General features: G+C 68.2%; 9 protein-coding genes. All 9 read left to right on the forward strand.

The features are described 5' to 3' along the window. Window positions 1-4: 4 nt before the first annotated feature. From KRR26_RS12745 to KRR26_RS12785, 9 genes are read left to right on the forward strand one after another with little or no spacing between them, the layout of a single operon-like run. Window positions 5-1,861 carry a DOMON domain-containing protein gene (locus KRR26_RS12745; protein ID WP_120208887.1) on the forward strand — a complete coding sequence of 619 codons (1,857 nt, stop codon included), beginning with the start codon at window positions 5-7 and terminating at the stop codon, window positions 1,859-1,861. 52 nt (window positions 1,862-1,913) lie between these two features. Next, a complete protein-coding gene (locus KRR26_RS12750) occupies window positions 1,914-3,965 on the forward strand; it encodes a hypothetical protein (RefSeq protein ID WP_147423025.1) in 2,052 nt (683 codons plus the stop codon). A gap of 10 nt (window positions 3,966-3,975) precedes the next feature. Then, a complete protein-coding gene (locus KRR26_RS12755; protein WP_217079936.1) occupies window positions 3,976-6,096 on the forward strand; it encodes a hypothetical protein in 2,121 nt (706 codons plus the stop codon). A 10-nt stretch (window positions 6,097-6,106) separates the two neighbouring features. Then, complete coding sequence (locus tag KRR26_RS12760) at window positions 6,107-8,143, forward strand: ATP-binding protein (RefSeq protein WP_217079937.1); 2,037 nt, start codon at window positions 6,107-6,109, stop codon at window positions 8,141-8,143. Window positions 8,144-8,160: 17 nt separating this feature from the next. Continuing rightward, window positions 8,161-11,553 carry a phage tail protein gene (locus KRR26_RS12765; protein WP_217079938.1) on the forward strand — a complete coding sequence of 1,131 codons (3,393 nt, stop codon included), beginning with the start codon at window positions 8,161-8,163 and terminating at the stop codon, window positions 11,551-11,553. Between the two features lie 8 nt (window positions 11,554-11,561). After that, complete coding sequence (locus KRR26_RS12770) at window positions 11,562-12,458, forward strand: WD40 repeat domain-containing protein (protein WP_217079939.1); 897 nt, start codon at window positions 11,562-11,564, stop codon at window positions 12,456-12,458. A gap of 54 nt (window positions 12,459-12,512) precedes the next feature. Further along, window positions 12,513-12,668, forward strand: a complete 156-nt coding sequence (locus KRR26_RS12775) for a hypothetical protein (RefSeq protein WP_217079940.1) — start codon at window positions 12,513-12,515, stop codon at window positions 12,666-12,668. Between the two features lie 25 nt (window positions 12,669-12,693). Further along, window positions 12,694-14,937, forward strand: coding sequence for a glycosyltransferase (locus KRR26_RS12780; protein WP_217079941.1), 2,244 nt, complete (start codon window positions 12,694-12,696; stop codon window positions 14,935-14,937). Further along, window positions 14,934-15,686, forward strand: a complete 753-nt coding sequence (locus KRR26_RS12785; protein ID WP_217079942.1) for a glycosyltransferase family 32 protein — start codon at window positions 14,934-14,936, stop codon at window positions 15,684-15,686. The genes KRR26_RS12780 and KRR26_RS12785 overlap by 4 nt, the downstream gene beginning before the upstream one ends. Window positions 15,687-15,764: the final 78 nt, after the last annotated feature.

The raw sequence follows: 15,764 nt of genomic DNA on the forward strand, positions 1-15,764 counted from the left end.
AATCGTGAGTCGGTCTGACAAGCATTCAGGTGGCACCATCCGCGCGCTCAGCGCCTTATTCCTGGCCATGTTCCTGGCCGCGGCGCCTCGCGCGGACGCGGCCACCGCGCAGAAGCTGTGCTTCCGCAACGTGACGGGCGTGCCAGGAGTTCCTGGGCCGCCCACGATTGACGGAAACGTCGCGGGGGACCTGGGGTGGACGGGCTCGTTCCGCTACGAGTTCGGCAACGGGACGAGTTCCTCCCACGGCGTCATCCAGGGCAGCCGGGATGGCGGCAATGTCTATCTCTCGTTCGAGGTGAACAACGACGCCACGTTCGATGACGAGGACGTGCTGGTGCTCACCTTCGACGTGGGCGGGGCGACGAATCGCTATCGTCGCCTGCACCTGTTCCCGCTCTTCGCGGGGACGGGGGCCGCCGCGGACGCTCGGCTGCGCGAGGTTCAGCTCTGGCAATCCGGCACGCTGGACGGGAGCGGCAAGGTCGTCTGGGGCACGGGGACGACCATTCCGCACGCCTCACTGGTCGCGGGCACGTTCTGGCTCGACGCGAAGGTCAAGAGCACGGACGGCGGCGTGGGCCACAAGAGTTGGACCGTAGAGATGAAGATTCCTGTGGCGGCCAGCGCGGCGGCCCCGGGCATCAACTTCCCCCCCGGCACCGACTTCAAGCTGTTCCTGGATGCGTTCCGCGTGGACTCGCTGATCGCCATCACTCCCTCGCTCCAGTGGCCGAGCAACGCGCCGGTGCCCGCCAACTTCGTGGACTTGGAGAACGCCACGCCCGCTCCGGCGGACTGGGGCGCGGGTACCTTCGGGACGACCGGCTGCGGCGGCGTGTCCTTTGACTACAACGACATCACCACGAACAACTCGCCGTCGGGCCTCATCAAGCTCAATGCCCCCAACTCCTTCCGCGTCAACCTGCACAACAACTCGGAGAGCGACACGGGCGTGAGCCTCTCGGCCAATGACATCAAGGCCACGTTCAAGATCGCCAACTTCGGCTTGCCGGCACCGCTGAGCTGGCAGCCCGTGCCCGCAGCCAACAACCCGACGCCCCCCGGCTCCGTGCCCCCCATCTCCAGCGCGATGCTGAGCACTGGCGACTGGACGCTGACGGCCGCGCAGCAGGCGGACTACAGCGCCCATCCGCACCAGTGCATCCTGGCGGAGGTCGAGTCGGGCGACGCGCGCACGCTGTTCATCAATCGGAGCGCCTGGCGCAACATGGACTTCGGGACCGCGTCCACGTTCGAGCGCACGGCGGAGATCGCGACCCAGGGCTACAAGCTGCCGCGTGAGGCGAAGGCGCACCGCATCGAGCTGCTCGCCTCCTCCGAGTTCGCGCCCCTCCGCCAGAGTGAGGGGACACGTCAGGCACGCGGCACCGAGGCGACGTGGCTCTTCCACGGATACCGCCACCTGGGCGCGGGCATCACCATCAAGAAGAAGGCGTTCGAGGTCGTCGAGCCGGTGGGTTCCTTCGGCTACGTCATCCGTCACGAGCTGTCGCCCAACGACACGACCGAGAACCCGGCCTCCAAGTGGCGACTCGACGTGAAGGGCATCCCGCTCAATCCGCGCGCTCGTGAGATGCCCCCGACGATGCGCTACTACCTGGCGGATATCGAGGACGGGAAGACGCTCGCCATCACCACGCGGGCCGAGTACCCGGAGCCCAACGGCGAGACACAGGACGGTGGCACGTCCGGCGGCACCGACGGCGGTACGGGGGGCCATGGCGGCACCATTGGGGAGAGCTGCGGGTGCAAGCGCACGGGGTCCGCGAGCACCGTGGGGCTGATGGGCATGCTGATGCTTGGCTTCATGGCGAGCCGCCGGGGCCGGCGCGAATAACGGCGTGAGGACACTGCGGCCCCTCGACGACGAGGGGCCACCGAGGAGCCACATGAACACACGATGGAGTGCAGTGCCGCGCTGGCTTCCCGCGCTGGCGTTGGGGAGCGCCGCGCTGCTGGCGAGCCCCGCAGCGCGCGCGGATGACAACGCGATGTGCATGCGAGATGCGGGCGGCGTCCCGTTCAGCCCGGGCCCGCCCACGGTGGACGGCCTCATCCCCTCCGACAAGGGATGGACGGGTGCGTTCCGCTACGAGGCCAGCAACGGCACCGACAAGCCGCACGCCGTGATTCAGGCCGTGCGCAGCACCGGCAATGCCTTCCTGTCCGTGGAGGTGAACAACGACCCGCACTTCGACGCGGAGGACGCCATCGTCCTCGCGTTCGACCTGGGCGCCGGGCCCAAGCGATACCGGCGCCTCATCATCTACCCGCTCGTCGAAGACGGGAACGGCGTGGAGGCCAACCAGCGCCCCGCGCAGCTCGACTACTTCGAGTCCGACACCGCGACGGGGGGCGTGGTGGACTGGGGCACGGTGATGCACAAGGTGAACGCCGAGTTGGATCCCAACGCGCCCGGGGGCTTCTGGCTGGACGCGAAGGTGAGCACGGCCAGCGCGGGTGCCAACGACAACTCCTGGTTCGTGGAGATGCGCCTTCCCAGCGCGAACCTCAACCTCGCGGGCGCCACGAATCCGCGCGTCTACGTCAACGTGATGCGCGTGAACAACCTGGACGCCTCCGTGCTGTCGGAGCGCTGGCCGACGGGGACTCCGCCGCCGCTCGGGTTCCTGGATACGTCCACGCCTGACACGAGCACCTGGGGTGCCCTGTCGATGGGAGGAGGCGGAACGTGCACGGGGCTGTCCATCAAGGCCTCGGACATCCGCACCAACAACAGCTCGCCCACGCTCATCATGAATCCGGGCGTGGCGGGACAGAACGTGTTCCAGGCGGTCGTCACCAACAGCGGAAGCACGGATGCGTCCGGGGTGCGAGCGACGTTCCGAATCGCCAACTTCGGCCTGCAGACGGATCAGAGTTGGAAGGCGGTGCCCGTGGCGAACAACCCGAGCCCACCCTCGGGAGTCATCGCCAAGAACGGCGGAACCCAGACGCTTCAGATTCCGTCATGGATCCTCAATGCCCAGGAGCAGACGGACTACACGGGGCATGCGCATCAATGCATCCTCGTGGACCTGACCTCGGGAGGGACCCCGGTCACGTTCATCAACAGCTCCGCCTACCGGAACATGGACTTCGGCACCGCGTCCGTGTTCGAGCGCACCGCGCAGCTCGCGACCCGCGGCCTCCCCACGGATCCGGTGAAGAAGGTGACGCGGCTGCGACTGGACACGGTGAAGGGCATGAAGGTCCTCAACACCGACGGGCAGAAGGGAGACACCCCCAAGCGCGTCGCGCGGATGACCTGGCTGTTCCACGGCTACCGCGAGACGGGGCAGACCGTGACCATCCGGGGCACGCCGTATCGCCTGCTCGATTCGATGGGCTCGTTCGGCTACGTGGTGGACCACACCACGCCTCCCATCATCCCGGGCAAACCTCCCGAGGAGGAGGCGGTGCTCAACCGGAGGTGGCAGCTCCAGGTGAAGAGCGCGCGGCCCGAGTTGCCCGTGCGCGCCCTGCCCCGCCTGGACCTCATGAGCGTGCCGGACCGGCTGGTGCTCTTCCCGCGACGCCCTCCCATCGAGAAGGACCTCGGGACGGTCCGGCCTCAATTGGCCGTCACGCCTCCGGTGCAAGGCCCTATCTCGACGCTTCCGCGTGACCGCGCCGGGAGCATCCTCACCCGAGCGCCCATCCCGACCCGGCCCTTGCCGGACCTCCCCACGCGCCCGGTGCCGACGCTGCCGACGGGAGTCGAGGACAAGGACACGCCGGCCACCTACTACATCGACGTCCCCGAGGGTGAGTCGGTGGACCTGGTCACTCACGCGGAGTTCCCCGAGGCCCAGGACGGAGGCAAGCCGGTGCCGGACTGTGGTTGCCGCCGGACGCCCACCACGGGCGCATCGGGCGTCACGGGACTCCTATTCCTCGCGTTCGTGGCCCGTCGGAGAGGTCGTCGCGACGATGCGTGACGGAGCGGGCGTGGGCGAGACGATCATCGGGCGGCTGAAGCTGCGCGGGGCGGACTTGGAGCCGCTCTCCGCGAAGCTGCGCCTGGAGAGCCTGTTGAGCGGCGCCCACCTCGCTTCTCTCGGGCTGCCTCCCTCGGCAACCGTCTGCATTCGACGGTTGGCGGATCCCCGACCGGGGATGTTGCCGGTGAGGCAGCTCGCCGTCCGCCCTCCTCCTCTTTGGGAGGAGGCATGGGTCAAGGCCCTGCGCGCCCAGGTTGCGAGCGCGGCACGCCCCGCGCAGGGCGCAGTGCCCGCGGGCACCGAGGCCGTGCTGTTCCTGGACCGCGCGGAACTCCTGGCCTGCCTCGCGAGCGATGTCTGCCGAGGCACGGCCGCGTTGAACTGGTGGTGGCGCGGCCTGTTTCCCGCGGCAGATTTCGCTCGGTGCATGGTCGAGGAGTGGCTGCGCCGCCCCGAGTACGTCCCCGCCGCGCTCATCCACGTGGCAAGTCGCCGCGAGACGTCCCTCGTCGCCGCGCGCTTCAGCGAGGACGAGGCACGCGTGCTGCTCGCGCGGGTCTGCGAAGTCCACGGCCTCACGGCGCTGTCCTTGGTGATGAACGAACCGCTGTCCGCGGGAATGGAATCCGTGGCGGCTTCCACTTCCGCAATCGAGCATCCGGGCCCCGTGACTGCACTGCGGCCCGCCCCGCCTTGGGAGTCATGGGCTCCGGAGACGCAAAGCCTCGGGGCTTCGATTGCGCATCAAGCGTGGATCGGAGTCTCGCTGATGATTCAGCGGGCTCCAGCCGTGATGCGGCTGGCGCCGTTCATCGAGGCCGCGCGCGCATGGCGGCAGCCAGTTCGACCGCCACGCGAAACCGAACGCCGTGAAGCAACTCCTCTTGCGAACTCACCGGAGTTCGAGCCGACCCAGCGTGTCGCGGCGCCTCGCGCCTCCTCCGCAACTGGGGCGGACTCCGCGCCGAGCCCTTATCCGTTGGTGGCCGATTCCCCCAGGCGAGCACCCGATGCCTTGGAGCGGGCGCTCGCGGAGGCGGCACCCGAGAGTCTCCCGATTCGGCGCGAGGCCGGTCCTCGCCGTGTTACCGCCGCGCCGCGCTCCAGTAGCGACCTTGGAACGCTCACGCACGCGCCACAGTCGTCGGACGGGAGCGTCTCTGCTGCGACTCTCGACTCCATTGTGGAGGCGCGCTCGACGAGCATCGCGCCGACTGCATCCGAGCAGGTTCAGGCGCCCGTCGATTCTGGATTTTCCCCCTCATCGACTGTGCGCCTTGAGCCGCCTTCCGCGAGAGCCTGGGGGCTGCCCATCGCCACCGCGCTCGGCGGTCTCTTCTATCTCGTCAATCTGGGGCTCTTCCTGGAGCTGTATGGCGACTTCTCCCAGCCGCGATTCCAGGGCCTGTCCCTGTCTATCTGGGACTTCGTCGCGCTGGTGGGACGACGACTGTTGAGCGACATCCGCCCGAACGATCCCGTGTGGACTGTGCTGGCCCAGCTCGCGGGACGCAGGCCTGGAGAGGCGCCCGGGCATGGCTTTGAGCCGCCCCATACGTGGCGCATTCGACCCGCCTGGCTACACGCCTTCCGCGCGGCTGAAGCACATCCATGGACCTGGAGCGTCACAGGCGGGCGGCTGCGCGTACGCCATCCTCGCGGGTTCCTCGTGCTGGATGTACCGACTGGAAGCGATGACACGACAGCGCCTCACCCGAGCACGGCCGCCACGGCCTCGCTTGACGCGGCTTCGGTCGTCGCTCGCGACGCAGTCGAGGCGCTCCTGCTCAACGAGCTTGCTCCCTACGGAGTTACGGACATGGCCTGGCTCGAGCTTGGAGTGGTGCCCGCCCCCGAGGCGACTTCTCCGCTCGAGCGGTGGTTGGCCTGGCTGATGCCTTATGTCCGCGCGCGATTGGCGCGGGCGTTGGGCCTGGCGCCGGGGGAGGAAGCGACGCTGGAGCGCAGGGTCTTCGCCCACGATGCGCTGCTGCATTTGACGGCGACACATGTCGACGTGGTGCTCTCGCTCGCGCGACTGCCGCTGGAGGTCCGCGTGGCGGGCCTGGACCGTGATGTCGGCTGGCTCCCCGCCGCCGGGCGTCACCTGACCTTCCATTTCGACTGAGCGAGGCGTCATGTCCGACACGCTCGAACACTTCAAGCTCCACTTCTTCGCGGCCACCGCACGAATGCTGGCTCAGGCGTCACGCGTGCTCGGCGGAGCGGAGTCCGTGCTCACGCGCTTCCCATTCCTCTCCGCCTACCGACAGGAGCTGGTCGAGCTGGGGATGGACGCGCCGGAGATGGACACCGATCCCCGCCTGTGGGCCGAGGTCCTCACCACCTGGGAGTCAGACGTCGCCGGGCACCTGCCCCTTCGCGCACTGCGCGAGGCCTCGGGCCTGGAGTTCGATGCCCTGACCCTCTTGCTCGCCACCGGCATGGTGGAGGAGGACGCGCGCTTCGGTGCCTTCTTCGCCGTGATGCAGGGCACTCCCACCGTGCACCGCCCCACCCTGGGCTTTCTCAACGCCTGCTGGCGCGCCGAGGAAGACCGAGGCGAGACACGCGCCGCCCTTCGGCGCCTGATGAATCTGGGGCTCGTGGAGGTCGTCAATCGCGACGCACCCCGCTCGGAGTGGGCGCTGCACGTGCCCGGAGTCATCTGGGACGCGCTGCGCGGGGAGACCGCCGAGACCCCGACGCCCTGGTTAAAGTACCACCCCCTCTGCTCTCTGGAGCGAGACGAGCCCCTCCTCGTTCCCGCGGACTTGATGGACGCCCTGGAGCGACTGCCTGCGCTGCTCGCCACGGGGGAGGTGCGCGCGGTGGTGATTCGGGGACCTCGGCACAACGGCCGCCGCACGCTCCTGCGCGGCGTGGCCAGTGCGCTCGGCCGTGGGGTCCTGGAGATTGAAGGCCCCCAGACGCGCGATGATGCCCGCTGGCAACTGGTTGGCCCGCTGGCCACGCTGCTCCACGCGCTTCCTATCGCGGTGCTCGATCCAGCCCCGGGCGAGGCCGCCGAGGTGCCTCGGCTGGCGGGTTTGGACGGGCCGCTCTGCGCGGTGCTCGGGCGCCTGGGGGGCGTGGGTGGCGAGGGCGTGGAGCGAGCCCTGACGCTGTCGGTGGACATGCCCGCTCCGGACGAGCGGACTCGGCACTGGGAGCGAGCGCTCGCGGGCCGCCCCTGCCCCGCGCTCTCAGAGCTGGGCGCACGCTTTCGTTACACGCGCGGCAACATCCGTCGCGCGGCCCGGCTCGCGCTCGCGCAGGCCGCCCTGGCCGGACGCGAGGCGGTGCTCCCCGAGGACGTACGCGAGGCAGGACGCGCACTGAATCGGCAGGCGCTCGACACGCTCGCGGTGCGGCTGTCCTCCACGGGTGACTGGGGTCAGCTCGCGGTGGGCCACGAGACGATGCGCGAGCTGCGCCACCTGGAAGCGCGCTGTCGGAGCCGCGAACGACTGGGCGCCACCGTGGGTGACTCCCTGGCGCGACAGCTCACCTCGGGCGTGCGCGCTCTCTTCCAGGGCCCCAGCGGCACGGGCAAGACCCTGGCGGCGCGGCTCATCGCCTCGGCGCTCCAACTCGACGTGTACCGCGTCGAGCTGTCCTCCGTGGTGAACAAGTACATCGGCGAGACCGAGAAGAACCTCTCCCGCATCTTCGCGCTCGCGGAGGAGTTGGACGTGGTGCTGCTGTTCGACGAGGGCGATTCGCTCTTCGCGCGCCGCACCGAGGTCAGCTCGTCCACGGATCGCTACGCCAACCTGGAGACGAACTATCTGCTCCAGCGCATCGAGTCCTTCGAGGGGATCCTCCTCGTCACGACAAACGCATCGGAGGCCATCGACCCGGCCTTCCAGCGGCGCATGGACGTGGTGGTGGACTTCCGCGCCCCCGACGCCACCGAGCGCTGGGCCATCTGGCAGATGCACCTGCCCGCCGCGCACACAGTGGAGGTGACGTTGCTGCGTGAGGTGGCCATGCGGTGTGACCTGAGTGGCGGGCAGATACGAAACGCCGTCCTGCACGCGTCCCTGCTCGCCCTGGAGGAAGGCGCGGCCCTGGGCTCGGCGCATCTGGAGGCTGGCGTGCATCGCGAGTATCGCAAGGCCGGAGACGTCTGTCCCCTGCGTCGCGCTGGCGCGACCTCCCTGCGCGGCTGAATCGAGGAACGACGCGAATGGCCGCCCCCACCCGAGCCGCTGCACGAGCATCCGCCCCCGCCCGCTCGGGTGGCGCGTCCGCGCGCGCTGGCGGCGGCGCCACGTCCGCGGACGCTCCGGGCGGAGCCGCGGTGAAGGTCAGCGGTGACGCGCAGAAGGACCCCAAGTTCCGCAAAGTCATCGAGCAACTGGAGAAGAGCGCCAGGAAGACTCGCAAGCACCCTCCCGCGTCGCAGAAGGCTTCCGAGGCCCAGAAGGCCGCCGTGTCTCCGCCGAATGAGCGGAGCGCCGGCGCCCAGGCCAACCAAGTCGACGCCATGAAGTCGGCGGAGGCCCCCAAGGCAGAGCCCAACGGCTTCCTCGCGCTGCTGCGCGCGGAAATCGAGAAGGTGATGCCCAAGAATCTCGACGACGCCGACAAGTTCATGAAGGGCAACGAGACGGCCCAGGTGAAGGGCGCCGTCGCCGGAGGCGTCCAGGAGCAGAAGGACACCGCCGCGGGCCCCACCGAGCAGGCCACGGCCGCCCCTCCCGACACCGGGGCGGTCCCCGCTCGCGCCTCCGAGGCGATGCCTGTCGAGCCCGCCGAGGCCCAACTGCCCGTCGCCGCCGGCGAGGCCATGCCCGCGCCACGCCCCGACGCGCAAGTCCAGGCCCTCCAGCAGCCCAAGCAGGACGCCACCCAGCAGATGAAGGACGCGGACCTCACGCCTCAGCAACTCTCCAAGGCGAATGACTCGCGCTTCTCCTCCGTCCTCTCCGCCAAAGCCAACGTCGAGAAGGTCGCTACCGCCGCTCCCTCCAAGTACACCTCCAGCGAGAAGGCCACGTTGGGACAGGCCGTCGCCAAGGCCTCCTCGGACGGCAAGGCGGGCCTCGGCCAGATGGCCGCCGTCAAGGTGTCTGGCAATTCCAAAGTCAAGACTCGCCAGCTGCTCGCCAAGCAGAAGGACGAGGCGCGGCGCAAGGAAGTCACCGACACCATCGAGAAGCTGTACCAGCAGACGAAGCTCAAGGTGGAGACGAAGCTCTCCACCCTCGAATCCGACGTCATGCGCATGTTCGACGTGGGCGCCGAAGCCGCCCTCTCGGACATGAAGTCCTACGCCAACCGCGAAATCGACAAGTACAAGGATGACCGCTACTCCGGCATCCTCGGCAAGGGCCGGTGGATTGCCGACCTCTTCCGCGACGTCCCCGAGGGAATCAAAGTCATCCTCCGCGCCGCGCGCACCCGCTTCGGCTCGAAGATGGATGCGCTCGCCGTCCGCATCTCCTCCACCGTCGACTCCCGACTCTCCGACGCCAAGGCCGAGGTCAACAAGGGCCAGGCCGCCATCAAGTCCTACGTGGACAGCCTCCCCAGGGACTTGCAGTCCGTCGGGCGCCAGGCACAGCAGGAGATGGCCAGCCGCTTCGACGAGCTCCGCAGCGGCATCGACGCCAAGAAGGACGACCTCGCTCAGAAGCTGGCCCAGAAATACAAGGAAGCCCACGACAAGGCCGACGCCGCACTCAAGAAGCTCGAGGATGAGAACAAGGGCGCCCTCAAGGGCCTCGTCGACGCCATCGCGGAAGTCATCCGCATCATCGCCGAGTTCAAAGACAAGCTGATGGGTGTGCTCCGCAAGGGCGCCGACGCCATCATGCTCATCCTCAAGGACCCGATTGGCTTCCTGGGCAACCTGCTCGCCGCCATCAAGCAGGGCTTCCATCAGTTCGTCGCCAACATCTGGACTCACCTCAAGCGCGGCTTCATGAAGTGGCTGTTCGGCTCTCTCGCGGAGGCCGGCATCCAAGTCCCCAATGACTTGGATGTCTGGTCCGTCCTCAAGCTGGTGCTCGACGTGCTCGGCCTCACCTACGCCTGGATGCGCGGCGAGGCCGTGAAGCTGGTGGGCGAGCGCAACGTCGCCCTCATCGAGAAGCTCGTCGAGTACATCTCCGTCACCTTCAAGGGCGGGCCCCAGGCCCTCTGGGAGAAGCTCAAGGACGACCTCGCCAACCTCAAGGCCATGGTCATTGACGCCATTCAAACCTGGCTCATCGACACCATCGTCAAGCAGGCCGTCGCCAAGGTCGTCTCCCTGTTCAACCCGGCCGGCGCCTTCATCCAGGCCGTCCTCGCCATCTACAACGTCGTCATGTGGGTCATCGAGAATGCCTCCCGCATCCTCGCCCTCATCGAAGCCATCGTGAACTCCCTGCACGCCATTGCCTCCGGCGCCATCAGCGGCGCCGCGGACTGGATTGAGCAGGCGTTGGGCAACCTCATCCCCATTGTCATCGGCTTCCTCGCGCGCCTCATCGGCCTGGGCGGCATCTCCGCCAAGATTCGCGAGTTCATCACCAAGGTGCAGACCAAGGTCCGCGCCGCCGTCCTCAACTGGCTCAAGAAGGCCTTCGAGTGGGTCAAGAAGCTCTTCGGCGTCAGCGGCAAGAAGGCGCAGGACTCGGATTCCCAATCGGCGGAGTTGCCGGCGGCGAGGATCAAGAAGCCCGTCTCGATGGCGGGCGAGGGGCATACCGTCACGGTCAACACCGAGAACGGGGAACTCGTCATCACGATGGCAAGCTCCCTGGAACGCAGGCTTCGCCCCGCCATCGGCGCGGCCACGACGGAGGTTCAGAAAGACACGAAGCGCTCCAAGAAACAGAAGAGCGAGATCCTGGCGGTCCTCAGCAAAGCCGCCTCGGATGCGGACGAGAAGACCATCAAGAAGGCCTGGGACGCAGAGGGCACCGGGAAGAAGCGTGGCGACCTCAAGCTGCGATTCCAGCAGTTCATCGACACGCGCCTGGCGCCCGTGATCGCGGACCTCCTGAAGCTGGGCGGCCTTGGCATCAAAGCCCTCGATGCGGTCCTCGCGGGACCTCCCGCGGTTCGCAAGCTGCCCGCTGGTTATCCGGTGCGGACGAAGCTCTACGAGCGAGGCAGTGGCTGGAAGTCCGCGCGCCAAGACTTCCACGACTCCGCCAAGAAGACGCTCGTCGCGCAGGTCAACACCTACGTCACGACGAAAAAGAAGACCCAGGTTCTGGCGCTCATCGCGGCGGACCTGCTGCCCGCGGCGGCGGAGAAGCGCTACGACAAGGGCACGCTGGACGATAAGTACGTCCGCAAAGTCGACCATCAGGTCGATCACATTCGTCCGCTCGCGCAGCATTGGAAGAACGGTGGGTACAAGAGCGGCGACGATGCACGTTGGCGCGCCACGATCGACCCCACCAACTTCCAACTGCTCACGGCATCGGCGAATGCGAGCAAGGGAGGCCTCGGCCATCACTTCGGGGACAGGCCCGAGCTGGCATCGACCTTCACGAGTGTCTATGCCGAAGGTGGGATCCCCAACGCGCTCCGCATCGACGGGAAGCCGCTCTTGGATGACAAAGACCAACCGCTGGATTGAGGCCGCACATGCCGACCCGCTCTCGGACAGTTCGCCTGCCCAACAAGAAAGTCATTCAGAGCATCGATGTTGACTCGCGAGGTGAGCAACTGGCCATCGGACAGGAGCGCCTCACCCTCATGAGTCTCGTCACCCAGAACGTCACCCACACTCTCGACGTGGGGACAGGCGAGAATGTCCTCTGGGCGCGCTGGTCTCCGGATGGCTCGAAGGTCGCGTTCACGGATACGCGTCAGCGGGCCAGCGTCTATCACCTGGCCACGAAGAGCACGCGGGACATCCCGCTCGAGGATCCCGACATCCAGTGGCTGGACTACGCACGAGCGAGTGACCGCGTCCTCATTGGAGGCCAGCGGCTCCATGTCTGGGATGACGCCAAACAACGACTCATCTGGGAGTTGGAGCCTGCCCAAGAACTGCTCGAGGTGCCCCTCGTCGGCTGCCTCAGCCCGGATGGCGAAACCGTCGCGGTCGTGGGCTCGGAGCGTGGTGTCGTCCTGCTCTACAAGGTCGGCGGCAAACGCCCCACCCACCGGCTAGAGACCGCGCCTGATTCCGGGCGGTGGTTGGGATTCGATCCCACCATGCGTTACGTGGCGTGTCTGGAGTCGCATGCTCACGGACTGTTCGTCTGGGATCTCAAGACCCGCAAGCGGCATCTGCCCGACACCTTCAATGACGAACTGACCGTCTTCTGGAGCGTTCGATTTGCCCCCTCGGGAAAGCAGATCGCCATGGGGACCTTGGGGGGCGCGGTCTGGGTCCAATCCCTCAAGGACGGAGCCCTTCTCTACAACGAGAAGGAGCACAAGCGCCGCGTCTGGGACATTGCCTTCACACCTGACGGAAGCGAGCTGTTCTCGGGCGGGGATGACCACACCCTGCGCTATCGCTCCTGGTCGTGACACGAAGAGGACCTCTGCCATGCGAAGCACTTTCACCGGTTTCGTCGGCTCGCCATGGGCGAGGACTTTCCGCCGGGGACGTTGAAAGCCTTGGTGGACGACCACACGAGCAGGCTCGCACCCGATGACGCCCATGCGCGCGCGACGCTGCACGTCATCTTCACGATGAGTTCCCTGCACGGCGCGGTGGACCACGACGAGTTGGACTGAAGCCGGCCCCCACGCGAGGACGCCCATGCTGCGCAATACCTTCGCCTGTCTCGTGCACGAACAACGCGAGTGCGTCATCGACCTGGTGAGCAACCTGCACCACCTGGATCCAGGCTCGCGCATCCTGCTCTACAACGGCGGTCAGGACGCGGCGCTCCTGCAAGACTTTCCGTGGGAGCAATACAACGCCGTCGTCCATCCCACCCCACGTCCCATGAAGTGGGGCTGGCTCCACGACTTCGCGCTCGACTGCTTCCGCTTCGGACTCCAGCACGAGCCCTTCGACACGATGACCATCGTGGACTCGGATCAACTGGGGCTGCGCCCGAGCTACTCGGAGTTCCTGGCGCGCTTCCTCGCGGAGCATCCGGGCGCGGGGCTGCTGGGCAATATCCAGACACCCCAGGGCCCAGGCGCCAACGCCGCGCCCGCCGTGAATGCGCGCCGCGAGCTGGACCTGTGGCGCCCCTTCCTGCGCAAGTTCCCCGACGGCGAGTCGAAGTTCGTCCACTGGACCTTCTGGCCCGCGACGGTCTTCACCGCCGCGGCGGCCAAGGACCTGGTCGCGCTGTGGGACTCGGACACGCAGTTGCAAGAGGCGCTGCGCCGCTCGCGCATCTGGGCCACGGAGGAGGTGCTCTTCCCCACCCTCGTCGCGCTCCTCGGGTATCCGGTCCTCCAGAACCCGTGCCGGTATGACGTGGTGAAGTACCGCGTGCGCTACTCGCGTGCGCAGCTCGATGCGGCCCTGGCGGACCCGACCGTCTTCTGGGCACACCCCATTCCTCGCAAGCACGATGACCCGCTGCGGGCCCAGGTCCGGGACCACTTCGGCGGATACCCGCTCGCGACCGCCACCGCGCCGTCCACGCCCGCCGAGCCCGCGCCGCGCCTGCTGCTCACCTGGCCCATCCTCGCGGAGATGCGGCGCCTGGAGGGCTGGCTCTCCGACGTGGAGGCGGACCTGCTCATCGCCGCCGCCGCGCGCGCCATCCAGGCGCTGCCCGGCGCGCCCGCGCTCGTGGAGGTGGGCAGCTACTGCGGCAAGGCGACGGTGGTGCTGGGCCGGGTCGCCGAGGCGCTCGGGACGTCCGCGCCGGTGCATGCCATTGATCCGGGCGACGGCGTGGTGGGCGACCGCCAGCGCGGCCTCCAGAACCTGGCGCCCACGCGAGACACCCTGGCGCGCAACCTGCGGATGGCCGGACTGGACTCACGCGTGCGGGTCCACGTGGCCCCCGCGCCTTGCGTGCCGTGGAGCGAACCCATCGGGCTCTTGTTGGTGGATGGGCTTCATGACCACGCCAGCGCCTCGGCGGACTTCCATCACCTGGAGCCCTGGCTCGTGGAGGGCGGGCTCGTCGCCTTCCACGACTGCGCGGACTACTTCCCGGGCGTGCAGCGGCTCGTGCGCGAGGTGCTGCGCGAAGGGCGCTTCATCCGCGTGCATCAAGCGGAGACCCTCGTCGTGCTCCAGAAGCGGGTCGCGCGCCCCGCGGCTCCACCTCGGCCCGAGCCGCGCACCGAGGCGGCCCCTCCGCGGGTGACGTCCGAGGGCCCGCTCGTCTCCTGCATCCTCCCCACGCATGAGCGGCGTGCGTTCGTGCCGCTGGCCCTCCGCACGTTCCTCGCGCAGGACTGGCCTCGACGGGAGCTGCTCATCCTCGACGATGGACAGGACGCCATCGCGGACCTCGTGCCCAAAGACTCACGCGTGCGGTACATCCGCCTGGACCGGCGGCAGACCATCGGGGCGAAGCGCAACCTCGCGTGCCAGGCCGCCGCGGGCGACGTGGTGGTGCACTGGGATGACGATGACTGGTCCTCGCCGCAACGGCTCTCTCGGCAGGTCGAGTGCTTGAAGAAGAGCGGCGCGGAGGTCTGCGGCCTCACCCGCGTCTACTATCATCAGCCCCTGGCGGATCGCTCTTGGCAGTATGTGTATCCCGAAGGGCGCCGTCCCTGGGTGGCGGGCAACTCGCTCTGCTACGAGAAGTCTTTCTGGCGCCGCAATCCCTTCCCAGACATCAACGTCGGAGAGGACGCGCGCTTCTTGTGGAGCGACCCGCGTCGGCGGCTGTGCGTGGTGGAGGACGCCTCCATCCTGGTGGCCTTCATCCACGGGGCCAACGCGGATCCCAAGCGCATCCACCATCGCTTCTGGCACCCGCACTCCTCCGAGGCGCTGCGCTCCCTCATGGGGAGTGAGTGGGAAGACTATCGACGGGCGGCGCTGGGTGCCTCCGCCTCGCAGGGTGCCGCGCCATGACTCCCTCCCTCTTGTTCTGCTTCCACGGAGGCCCGCTGCGGCCCACGGCCATCGCCGCCGTCCGCTCGGCCATCGCCCACAACCCGCAGGCGACCGTGCGCGCGTGGTGCGACGCCTCGGCCCTCGCCCTGTATCAACCCCTGCTGCCCTCGGTGCGCTTCGAGGATCTGGCCCTGCACTTCGAGGCGCTGGGCACGACGCGGGTGGACATCGCCGCGCGCCGCATGCGGGCGCTCGCGCTGTTCCGCCATGGCGGGTGGTACCTGGACGCGTTCGACACCCTCACCCTGCGCCCCCTCCCCGCCGTGGAGCGCTTCACCGTGGGCGAAGAGTGCTGGGACCCTCGGCGTCGCTGCGCGGGCGTGTGCGCCAGTCCGCCCGGGGACGCGTTCGCCGCCGCGTGGCTGGAGGCCATGAAGGCCGTGCCCGAGCTGGTGTGGGATCACTGGACGGATCAGACGGTCTGCAACCGCCTCATCGACTCGCGCCGCTTCGCGGTGGAGGCGCTGCCCACGGGGCGGCTCAACTGGCCCTCGGAGAGCGGCTTCACGGGGGAACTGCGCCTGTCCGAGGACCAGATTGCCTGGCTCCTGGAGAACGCCTGGGTGCTCCACTACTTCGGCCGGGGCGCGCGGGGCGTGCCGTACAAGGAGATGAACGCGACCACCTTGCGGCGCTGTCGCACCCTCAATGGGTGGCTGCCGAGGCTCATCCTCCACCACGCCCGGGCGCTCCCCCGCACCGCGTGACGCGGCCGGGCACCGGGTTCGTTTGCGTCACTTCCTCAGGAGATGAGACACTGCGCGGGCCGGGGGCGCTCCCCACCC

The organism is Citreicoccus inhibens (genome assembly GCF_019039035.1).
GTDB lineage: Bacteria > Myxococcota > Myxococcia > Myxococcales > Myxococcaceae > Citreicoccus > Citreicoccus inhibens.

Coding starts and splice junctions, on each gene's coding strand:
- KRR26_RS12750 (WP_147423025.1), top strand. CDS start 1,914: ATGAACACACGATGGAGTGCAGTGCCGCGCTGGCTTCCCGCGCTGGCG.
- KRR26_RS12760 (WP_217079937.1), top strand. CDS start 6,107: ATGTCCGACACGCTCGAACACTTCAAGCTCCACTTCTTCGCGGCCACC.
- KRR26_RS12765 (WP_217079938.1), top strand. CDS start 8,161: ATGGCCGCCCCCACCCGAGCCGCTGCACGAGCATCCGCCCCCGCCCGC.
- KRR26_RS12770 (WP_217079939.1), top strand. CDS start 11,562: ATGCCGACCCGCTCTCGGACAGTTCGCCTGCCCAACAAGAAAGTCATT.
- KRR26_RS12775 (WP_217079940.1), top strand. CDS start 12,513: ATGGGCGAGGACTTTCCGCCGGGGACGTTGAAAGCCTTGGTGGACGAC.
- KRR26_RS12780 (WP_217079941.1), top strand. CDS start 12,694: ATGCTGCGCAATACCTTCGCCTGTCTCGTGCACGAACAACGCGAGTGC.
- KRR26_RS12785 (WP_217079942.1), top strand. CDS start 14,934: ATGACTCCCTCCCTCTTGTTCTGCTTCCACGGAGGCCCGCTGCGGCCC.